This is a genomic window from Rubripirellula obstinata, assembly GCF_001642955.1.
Taxonomy (GTDB): Bacteria; Planctomycetota; Planctomycetia; order Pirellulales; family Pirellulaceae; genus Rubripirellula; species Rubripirellula obstinata.
Genome location: NZ_LWSK01000160.1, coordinates 1 through 10,614, shown reverse-complemented (window position 1 = coordinate 10,614; position 10,614 = coordinate 1). Strand labels below are relative to the sequence as shown.

The following is a 10,614-nucleotide window of genomic DNA, read 5'->3' as shown; positions in this document are numbered from 1 at the left end:
TTGTGAATAGTCCCGGAGGGCCGGAAGCCCTGTGCCGGGGATGTAAATCCCCGGATGGCGGCGTTGAACCTCCGAGCCAGAGAATTGATGTGGGGCAGCCATCCGGGTGCTCGCGCACCCGGCAGGGAGCTGCCGGCCCTCCGGGCCTAACTCGCAGTAACTGTTGCGACGAAACATCAGAACTGTCCCGAAACAGCTTCCCGGTTTTGTTTCCAGCAAAACATGGACCTCAACTGTTGAACCGTGTGGGCATCGCCCCGCGCGTCTTGCGGTCCCAAACGCGCGGGGCGATGCCCACGCGGCTAAACAATTAACGTAGGCCGGAACAAGGAGTCTTCGACGCAGTTCCGGCAATCCGCACCTGAACTCTCTGCCGGAACTGCGTCGAAGACTCCTTGTTCCGGCCTACCTGATTTTCGCTGCACCTCCGCTTTAAATTCCACCCGGAAAACAAACTGACACGAACCACTAACTCTCTTCACGAATGCTAACACATCGCTCGCTTGCGACGACGATGTGGTCCAGCACCGTGATGCCCAACAGAGTCCCCGCGTCCGTCAGACGCTCGGTGACTTGGTGGTCTTCACGACTTGGCGTTGGGTCGCCACTGGGATGGTTGTGAACTAGCAAAATTGCTGACGCCGAGTCACGGATCGCGGGTCGAAACACCTCGCGCGGATGCACCAAGCTCGCATCCAACGTTCCGATCGTGATGCAGTGTGTTCGGATCGGTTTGTGCTTGGTGTCCAACGTCACGATATGAAACTCTTCTTGAACCGCATCCGAAGCCAGCCGAGCAAACTTGCTTTGGCAATAACCAACCGCTTCCGCGGTGCTGGTGATCCGCACCGTCGGGACAACACGGTCTGACTCGGTCGCAGCGATTCGACGCCCCAATTCAATGCCAGCCATGATTTGAGTAAAGCTGGACTGCGTCGCTGCGGGACTGATTTCTTTCAGTTCATCCGGAGTCAACCGAGTCAAATCAATCATTGAATTGGCGAAGCGATTGGCGATCCGTTGACCGCCCATCACCGCCGATTCCTTCGGCACGCCAACGCGAATCAGAATCGCCAACAATTCGGCGTCGCTAAGCGATGCTGGGCCATGACGCAGCAATCGTTCGCGCGGTCGCAGCGGTTCAGGCGTTTCCTTGACTTGCAATCCATGGATCCGAGAATTGATCCAGGTGTCGGGGTCGAATCGATCGGGCGGTTGGCACCAACGAAAATGAGTCTTGCCGCCAATTTCAAACTGAGTCAGAACGCCATCGCCAACTAAGTCACCCAGGGTTCGCGTCACGTAGGCCGGCTTGGATTCGCGGCACATCTGCTTGGCTTCGACCGGAGTAAACTCGGCCAATTCCAACAGCGGTAAAAGCACTTCCCGCAGACGCTCGCGCCGAACTTTTTGAGTTTTGGTTGCCATCGATGCCGCTTGACCATTGCCGTTACTGAAAACCGGTACAGTCAAATTTTAGCGTCAGCAGCATGCCCAATGTTGCGGCCTAGGATCGAGCCGCAGATCTGTGTCGTCTTTCGCATCCACGTGCAGGCATCCGAAATCGGCAGTTTCCTTGTAGGCCGTAGCGAGTAAAGCGAGTTACGGCATTTTTCTGGGCTGCCAGCAAATTTGCGTCCCTGTACTCTACTCTAAGCGGCCCGCCTGCCTTCATCGGATTCTGGACGAGTTCGATTTTTCAGCGTCTCGATTGTTTGAATCGCTTGACGCAATCTTTGCTCATATCGCTCAATCAACAGCACTCCCTTGGCACGCCCTCCGCTTAGCTGAGCCCGCGACTTTGCGGCTTGGTTCAACAGCGATGTGTTGGTTTGATGAGCAAGATCCAATGCGGATCGCAATTGTTCTTGGTCGAACCCTAGCTGTTCAATCACACCCTCCAAATCTGAAAGCAGACGCTCAAAGCCCTCCAAATCAATCCGCGATGACTCACGTTCGGCATCGAATTCGTTCTGCAGTGTGTCCAACTGGTTCACCAACGAATCAATTCTCGATTGCAGCGAACGTGCTTGGTCCGCCTGAATCTGAACGAAACGCTCTTCGTTTTCTCTAGCATGTTTCAGCTCAGCATCACGCAACTGCAAATGATTGGCTGCCTCTTTCGAGCAATCCCAAGCGGTCACCAGTTCCACCTGAGTCGCTGCGATGGCATCCTTCAAATTGATGATCTCTCGGTCCCGCCGTTCCACGGATGCTTGCAGTTGTTCGACCTGGATCGCTTTCGCCCGCACCGAGGATTGCACATCGCTGGTTTCGGATTCACGAATTCGGCGATCAACGACACGTCCTCTGCTTTCTCGCTGAAGCTGTTTGTTCAATTGCGAATTCTCTGAACGAAGTCGTTGGACGCGAAGCTGTGCAACACGATGCTTCTGTTCCAACTGTTCGCGTTGCAAGTCGGCCTGCTTGCGAGCCTCGTCATCGACCGCTCTTTCTCTTCGCATTTGCTCCGCCAAATCTCGACGTGAAGCATGGCTTCGCTGGGTTTCTAATTGCCAAGTGGCGGCACGCTTTTCGGCGTTTGCCAGTTGATCACGCGATGGCATTAACTCAGCGATTTCTTGGTCCTTCCGACAAAGCTCTGATTCATTCTCAGTAAGCTGAGCATGCATCGCAGTGATTTGAATTTGCCCGTGCTGCGTTTCACTGGTCAGGCGCTCGCTTTGGGCGCGATAGGCAAACGCTTGTCTTTGCCATTGACCAGAAATACCATCCAACAGTGCAAGTTGGCGGTCTTTGTCCGCAATCGCTTGAGCATGCTGATCGCAGTGCTGTTGATGCTTTTCAAGCTGATGCTGAATGACCGTCGCAAGTTCAGCCAAACGATGCTCAGCGAACATGGTTCGGTATTCGCAATGGGCAATTTGTTGTTCGTACTTTTGCTGCGACTCTGCTTGCGTATTTTCTCCCAACTGCAGCTCTTCGCCTAGACGCTGAACTTCGCCATCGAATTCAGTCAGGGTGCATTGAAGACTCTCCGCGGACTCTTCGGCCGACCGCAGTAACGCTTCTTTCTGTTCAATCGTCGCCTGTTGCGATTCCGATTTGATTGCAGCCTGACGAACTGCTTTTTCCAACGCACCAACATCAGCAAGCAATCGCTCAATCTCAACTTCGTGACCACATTGGACCTGCGACAAGACGCGATTGGCTTGTTCCTGTTCGGGCGTCAAAGTGTCGATCAGCGGTGAAACACATTTGCTAACGCGACGCTTCGCAACGGGCTGATTGCTGGTAGGGATAGCGGAATCAGGCACCGCTGGCCGGTTGCTTGGCGTTGGCGGCAAAGACCGATTCCTTGCAGGGATAATTCGTTCTTCGCTGTCCAGCCACCACATCGCAATCTCTCCACAAAATTGTTGACCCGCATTGTTGAACCGCGCCTACGATTCGCGCCCACGATTCGCACCGGCGATTCACGCCTACGATTCGCGAGCTCCGTCTTTGGTTGATCGTCACCTTTACTATCAACCATTGAGCCAAGCCTAGGACAAACTCACACTCAGACCAAAAATGTCAACGTTTTCCAAAGAAAAGCGATTGCTAGCAACTAATTCGAGTCTTCATCAGTCGAAACGGCCGCAGAAGAAGTTCCTGTCGTAGCTGCAGGAAATCGCCGAAAAACGCGAATTGCGATAAAGATTGAAACCGTCAGCAGCAGGGAGCCGGCCAACAAGGGTGCGCCGGGCAACACGATCGGTGCGGCATCGCTGACGAAGTAACTGAACAGAAAGAAGTTGAAGAAGATTGGTGCGATCACGTTGGTCAGGCTGGTCAGGCCCGTCAGCGCTCCTTGAACTTTGCCCTGTTCGGTTTCATCGACCGAACCGGTCACCAAACTCTGAATCGCAGGCCCAGCGATGCCGCCGAGTGAACCGAACACGATGATGCCCGGAATCATCCAAGGCTGACTTGCCAATCCGTAACAAGCGAACGCGATCGCGGAAATGATCGTGCCAAACACGACCGCTTTGCGTTCGCCAATTCGCTTGATGACTGGACGCACCAGGCCGCCTTGGACCACGATCGCCATCACGCCGACCAAACCCAGTGCCAATCCATTCGTCCCTGCATCCCATTCAAATTTGAAACCAGTGTACAAGACCCAGACATTCTCCAGACCTCGCTGAGCCAAAGACTTCAGCACCAACACCGCGGCCAATGCAGCGACCAAAGGATAGACCTTCAATCGCCCGATCACTCGAAACGGATTCGCACCCTTCAACGTAAACGCAGTCCGGTTTTCGGGTGCCAGCGATTCAGGCAACACAAAATAACCGTACAGCCAATTCACCAGCGCCAAACCGGCCGCCACAAAGAACGGCAAACGCAAACTGTAATCCCCCAGGATACCGCCCAAGGCTGGACCGATCGTGAACCCAAGACCAAACATTGCACCAACGAGCCCAAAGTTTCGAGCCCTCGTTTCGTCCGTCGAAATATCAGCGATGTAGGCATTGCCGGTCGTCAAACTGGCACCCATCACTCCGGCCAACGTCCGCCCGATGAACAACCACCAGATATTAGGAGCAAACCCTTGGATCAAAAAATCAACGCCAAGCCCAAACAGCGAAACCAATAGAACCGGACGTCGTCCAAACCGATCCGACAACGCGCCCATGATCGGTGCGCATAGAAATTGCATCAAAGCGTAGGTGGCACCAATGACACCGACATAACGACCCGCTCGCGAAAAGACAACGCTCTCGGAAGCCGGTACAGCATTCCCCGCAACAGCCAATCCACCAACAGGCAAACCACCCGAAACCAAACCACCCGAAACCAAACCCTCAGCAGGCAATTCAGTGACCACCGGCTGATCCACCAATTCCTTGACCAATTCGGGCAAGACCGGAATGACAATCCCGATACCCAAAATGTCAATGAATAGGGTGAACAGAATGAACGCGATCGCGGCTTTGCGTGGCGTGCGATCAGCGGAATTCATTGGGCAAAAACAATGAGGTTGAAAACGGAAACCGGAAACTTCTTTCGCGATAACATGACCAAGCACTGCTGATTTGTCGATGACCGACGCAACACCGACCCAAGCACGCGATTCCAAGCACCCGATTCCAAGCCCCGATTGCTTCTAGACTTCGTCGGACCATAATTAGATCCCCGCCTATCGTCCCGCCCAGTTCCTCGTCTTCGGAAATCCCACGATGACAAAACGCCCACCACTTTTCGTTCTGATGCCCTGCTTTTTATTCGCAGCGCTGAACTACCAGGCGGTGAACTCTTCGGCGCTGTTCGCCAATCCAGCGACCGGTTTGCAAACCAACAGCGAACCGCATCAAAACCAACTGACGCGGTCCGAATCGCTCAGCGGGTGGAAGCTGCTTTTCGACGGAGAAACCACCGACGGATGGCGCAACTTCAACAAGCCTGACGTGTCGGATCGCTGGCAGGTCAAGGGTGGTGCGCTGGTTTGGACCGGCAAGGGTGCAGGCGACTTGATCACTAAAGAAAAGTACCAGAATTTTGAACTGTCTTTGGAATACAAGATCAGCGAAGAGGGCAACAGTGGCGTGATGTTTCATGTCACCGAGGAAACGGACAAGCCCTATCAAACCGGCCCTGAAATCCAAATCCAAGACAACGCCAAAGGACACGACGCACAGAAATCCGGCTGGCTGTATCAGCTTTACAAACCGGTTCCACCAAGATGGAGCAAAGACAAAACGATCCTCGACATGACGCGACCGGCCGGCCAATGGAATCAAATTTACCTGCGAATCTCGCCGGGCGGATGTCAGGTCTGCGTCAACGGTGCTGCCTACTATCAGTTCAAACTTGGCAACCAGGATTGGAATGAACGAGTCGCCAAAAGCAAGTTTGCCGATTGGCCGCTGTTCGCAAAGGCTGGCGAAGGTCACTTGTGCCTGCAGGATCACGGCGATGAAGTTGCGTTTCGTGACATCAAAGTGCGACGTCTGCCCGACGATGGAACAGTCCCGCAACCGATCGACGCCGAATTAGATCTTTCAACCGAACTGGCTTTTCCAAATTTGAAATGGCAGGACTGGGAACCGTTCGATGACGCTGGAAAGATGAAACCGCTGCGTCTGGTCGAATTGAACTATGCAAGCGATGATTCCAATCTGCTTTATGCAACATCACAATGTGGATCGGTTTGGTCGTTTGAAAATAAACCTGATGTTACTCAATCAACCCTGGTGCTAAACCTGCGCGACGAAGTTGCCGATTGGCAGGCGTCCGGCGGAAACGAACAAGGCTTACTCGGGTTTGCAACGCATCCAAACTTCAAAGACAACGGTTACGCATACGTTTACTATTCGCACCGAGACAAAAAACGTTCGATCCTGTCGCGGTTCACGTTGTCCAAAGATCAACCACGCATTGCCGACCCGGATTCAGAAACAATCCTGATGTCAATCGATCAGCCCTACCGAAACCACAACGGCGGCAGCATCGAATTTGGACCTGACGGATACTTGTACGTTGGCTTGGGCGACGGAGGGCTTCGCAACGATCCCCATGGCAACGGCCAGAACCCAAACACTTTGTTGGGATCTATCCTGCGAATCGATGTGGATGATGTTGCAAGCGGCAAGGCGTACGGGATTCCGTCCGACAATCCGTTTGTGGGCATGCCCAACACGAAACCAGAAATCTATGCGTACGGATTACGGAATCCTTGGAAGATTGCCTTCGACGAAACGACCAGCATGCTGTGGTGCGCCGATGTCGGCCAGGAATTGTGGGAAGAGATCGACCTGATTGAAAAAGGCGGGAACTATGGCTGGAGTTTCCGCGAGGGTGCTCATCTGTTCGGCAGTCAACTTCCCGATCAAGCAACCGCAGATTCCCTGATCGAACCCATCTGGCAATACGATCACCAATTGGGGAAATCGATTACCGGCGGACGAGTCTATCGCAGCGACCGATTGCCAGCGCTTTCAGGCAAGTATCTGTATGCGGACTACGTGGCAGGAACCGTTTGGGCGTTGACCTACGATTCCGAGAAAGAGGTCGTCGCCAAAAACGAACGAGTCACTCAAAAGAACATCCCAGTTTTGGCGTTTGGCAAAGCCCCCGGCGGCGAAGTGCTGCTGCTGACCAACAGCCCGCGCGGCGAATCGATCTACCGATTCGTCGCGAAGGAATCCGCTCAGGACCGCTAATCTGTTAAACCGTGAAGGGTTTCTAAATCGTTTAACCGCGTGGGCATCGCCCCGCGCGTCCACGCAGAACCAAACGCGCGGGGCGATGCCCACGTGGCTAAACGGCCTACATCAGCTACGTTGAAAACAAACTCGTCAGATTCATGCACCGCTCCACGCAACCCAGATCGCCTGTTATGATGTCGGTTCAAGTAAGGACTTGGCTTCGGGCTCGGTTCTCATTCGACCGGACAGGAGAGACTCGATGCAGATTGGCGTCCCCAGCGAACGTTGGCCAGGTGAGGCGAGGGCAGCGCTCGTTCCCGCCAGCGTCAAGAAGCTAGTCCAACTGGGCTTTTCCGTTGTCGTTGAATCGGCGGCAGGATCAAAGTCTGGGTTCCCCGACGACGCCTATGCCGCGGTCGGTGCCAAAATCGAATCAGATCGCTCCGCCGTTCTTTCTGGTTCTGACATCGTCCTGCGAGTTCGTCAGCCGGAAATCGAAGAGGTGACGTCGCTGAAATCCGACGCCATTCAAGTCAGCTTCCTCGATCCCTTCAACGAAAAAGAACTCGTCGGTGCAATCGCAAATGCCGGCGTAACATCGATCTCGGTGGAAATGATTCCGCGATCGACGCGAGCTCAAAAAATGGACGCGTTGTCTTCGCAAGCCAACTTGGCTGGCTACGTGACCGTGATCCAAGCGGCCTACCATAGCCAAAAAATCTTCCCAATGATGATGACGCCTTCGGGAACAATTCGTCCGGCTCGTGTCTTTGTGATCGGTGCCGGTGTGGCGGGCTTGCAGGCGATCGCGACAGCCAAACGACTCGGTGCCCGAGTCGATGCGTTCGACACTCGACCCGTTGTTGCCGAACAAGTGCGATCGCTCGGTGCAAAGTTTGTTGAAATCGACTTGGGTGAAGTCGGGCAAACCGAACAGGGTTACGCCAAGGCACTAACGCCCGAGCAAATTGAGCTTCAAAAGGAAGGTCAAAAGAAAATTATCGCTGCGTCGGACGTCGTCATCACGACCGCTCAGTTGTTCGGTCGCCCCGCACCACGCATTGTCACCCGCGACATGTTGCAAGCCATGCAACCGGGCAGCGTGGTTGTCGATATGGCCGTCGAAACCGGTGGCAATGTCGAAGGATCCGTGCTGAACGAGATCGTTGACCTCGACGGCGTCAAAATCATTGGACAAGGAAACTTGCCATCGGAAGTCAGCCGCAATGCCAGCGAAATGTATTCCAACAACTTGACCGCGTTGATCGAAGAATTCTGGGACGCCGAAACCAAACAGTTGACGCTTGATCCCGAAGACGAAATCGTGCAAGCCGCTGTCATCACTCGCGGTGGCAAAATCGTCAACGACACCATCGCCAAACTTCACGCCTAAAAGGTTCCCCATGGAAGCCGTTCTGCTCGCCTTCATTCTGATGCTCTCAGTCTTTCTAGGCTTCGAGCTGATTGCGAAGGTTCCCGCGACTCTGCATACGCCGCTAATGTCAGGAGCCAATGCGATTTCAGGGATCACCGTGGTCGGTGCCATCATTGCCGCCGGTGCGGATCTAGGCCCGTGGTCCACGTGGCTCGGTGCCTTGGCCGTATTCTTTGCCACGGTCAATGTCGTTGGCGGCTACATGGTGACCGATCGCATGCTCAGCATGTTCAAAAAGAAAGACAGTGACACGCGAGGTGATTCATGAGTCTTGAAGTTCTGGGCGGCGTTTATATCCTGGCCGCCATCCTATTTGTCTTTGGGCTCAAGTTAATGAGTTCACCGGCAACGGCAGTCCGCGGCAACTTGTTGTCATCGGTCGGCATGCTGATCGCCGTCGTCATCACGTTGCTGTCCAAAGAAATCATCGACTACCGCTACATCGCCGGTGCCGCAATCCTTGGCGCGGTGGTCGGGGCCGTCGCTGCTCGTCGCGTTGCTATGACCGGCATGCCGGAAATGGTTGCACTGTTCAACGGATCCGGCGGTATCGGCAGCCTGCTGGTCGGTTGGGCGGCACTCTACAGCGACGACCGGTCCGCATTCACGCTGATCACCGTCATGATCTCGATCCTGATCGGCGGCGTGACTTTTTCGGGATCACTGGTCGCATGGGCCAAACTTTCCGAAACGATCGGCAGCGGAGCAATCACGTTTGGCGGACAACGATTGGTGAACGTGCTGATCTTGTTAGCACTGGTCGTTTGCTCAGTTTTGATCGTCTTCAATCCAGCGTTGACGTTCCCGCTGGTCTTCGTCGTCATCGCACTGTCGGTCCTGCTAGGCGTGATGGCGGTGATACCGATCGGCGGTGCCGACATGCCCGTCGTGATCTCGTTGCTGAACAGTTACTCGGGCTTGGCCGCGTGTGCCGCCGGTTTTGCGATTAACAACACCATCCTGATCGTCGCCGGCTCACTCGTCGGCGCAGCCGGCTTGATCCTGACCAACATCATGTGCAAAGCGATGAACCGTTCGCTCAGCAACGTGTTGTTCTCCGGCTTCGCTGCACCAGGTAAAGCCACCAAGGTCGAAGGCGAAGTCAAACCCATTACCGCTGACGATGCCTACCTGATTTTAGAAGCAGCTTCGTCGGTCGTGATGGTCCCTGGCTACGGGATGGCAGTCGCTCAGGCGCAACACGTCGTTCGCGAACTCGGTGAATTGCTGGAAGCCAACGGAGCCGACGTTAGCTACGCGATTCACCCGGTCGCTGGCCGAATGCCGGGCCACATGAACGTGTTGCTGGCCGAAGCGAACGTGCCCTACGATCAACTGATTGAAATGGACGAGATCAATCCGCGAATTGAAAACATCGATGTCGCGATCGTGATCGGAGCCAACGACGTGGTCAATCCCGCCGCGCGCGAAGACGAAAACAGCCCCATCTACGGCATGCCAATCATCAACGTCGATTACGCAAGAACGGTCTTCGTCCTAAAACGCTCCATGGCATCAGGCTTCTCCGGCGTCGACAACCCACTGTTCTTCGGCGAGAACACGCGAATGCTATTCGGCGACGCCAAACAATCCCTCAGCAGCGTGATCGCCGAATTCAAATCCTAACGGATGTTCATAGCAATCCGCATTGGCCGCCAACGCAAGAACCAACTTCTCTGTAACCATTTCGCTGTAACCCTTTCTTTGTAACCCTTTCTCTGGCTCGGTTTCGCGTCTACGCCGCGAAACCGAGCCAGAGAATAATAGAGAATTAACGACAATTCTCGGTGAATGCCACCAATTACCTCCACCGCGCAGCGGGGGAGGTCGGACGTTTCAGCGGCCGGGAGGGGGCCGAGCATCGATGATCGCAAACCCTCTCCCTCGCTTAGGCTCGACCTGGGCTGATGAAAATGCGGTGGGTGATGTTATTCGCGAACCAGTCGAACATTGCAAATTGCAAAATGAACATTGCAAATTGAAAATTCTTGGGAAGCGGTATTTGCTGGTCAATTTACATTTTTC

General features: G+C 54.4%; 7 protein-coding genes. 4 read left to right on the top strand and 3 right to left on the bottom strand.

Going from position 1 to position 10,614, the window contains the following annotated elements; translation table 11 throughout:
* Positions 1–468: 468 nt before the first annotated feature.
* The 3 genes from radC to RC85_RS23180 all read right to left on the bottom strand — a co-directional run bounded on the left by radC (position 469) and on the right by RC85_RS23180 (position 4,969).
* Entirely contained in the window at positions 469–1,428 is a 960-nt protein-coding gene (gene radC / locus RC85_RS23190) for a RadC family protein (protein ID WP_068267125.1), read from the bottom strand.
* Between the two features lie 224 nt (positions 1,429–1,652).
* Positions 1,653–3,359, bottom strand: a complete 1,707-nt coding sequence (locus RC85_RS23185; RefSeq protein WP_068267124.1) for a coiled-coil domain-containing protein — start codon at positions 3,357–3,359, stop codon at positions 1,653–1,655.
* A 212-nt stretch (positions 3,360–3,571) separates the two neighbouring features.
* Complete coding sequence (locus tag RC85_RS23180) at positions 3,572–4,969, bottom strand: TCR/Tet family MFS transporter (protein ID WP_084422964.1); 1,398 nt, start codon at positions 4,967–4,969, stop codon at positions 3,572–3,574.
* Positions 4,970–5,186: 217 nt separating this feature from the next.
* On the opposite strand from RC85_RS23180, the gene RC85_RS23175 reads away from it, so the two are divergent.
* The 4 genes from RC85_RS23175 (at position 5,187) to RC85_RS23160 (ending at position 10,215) form a co-directional block, all read left to right on the top strand.
* The gene (locus RC85_RS23175; RefSeq protein ID WP_084422963.1) at positions 5,187–7,169 is read left to right on the top strand and encodes a PQQ-dependent sugar dehydrogenase; all 1,983 of its coding nucleotides are present in this window, start codon (positions 5,187–5,189) and stop codon (positions 7,167–7,169) included.
* Positions 7,170–7,413: 244 nt separating this feature from the next.
* Positions 7,414–8,547 (top strand): Re/Si-specific NAD(P)(+) transhydrogenase subunit alpha, encoded by a 1,134-nt coding sequence (locus RC85_RS23170; RefSeq protein ID WP_068267123.1) that lies wholly within the window; start codon positions 7,414–7,416, stop codon positions 8,545–8,547.
* Positions 8,548–8,557: 10 nt separating this feature from the next.
* Positions 8,558–8,857 (top strand): NAD(P) transhydrogenase subunit alpha part 2, encoded by a 300-nt coding sequence (locus RC85_RS23165; RefSeq protein WP_068267122.1) that lies wholly within the window; start codon positions 8,558–8,560, stop codon positions 8,855–8,857.
* Positions 8,854–10,215 carry an NAD(P)(+) transhydrogenase (Re/Si-specific) subunit beta gene (locus RC85_RS23160; RefSeq protein ID WP_068267121.1) on the top strand — a complete coding sequence of 454 codons (1,362 nt, stop codon included), beginning with the start codon at positions 8,854–8,856 and terminating at the stop codon, positions 10,213–10,215. The genes RC85_RS23165 and RC85_RS23160 overlap by 4 nt, the downstream gene beginning before the upstream one ends.
* Positions 10,216–10,614 lie beyond the last annotated feature (399 nt).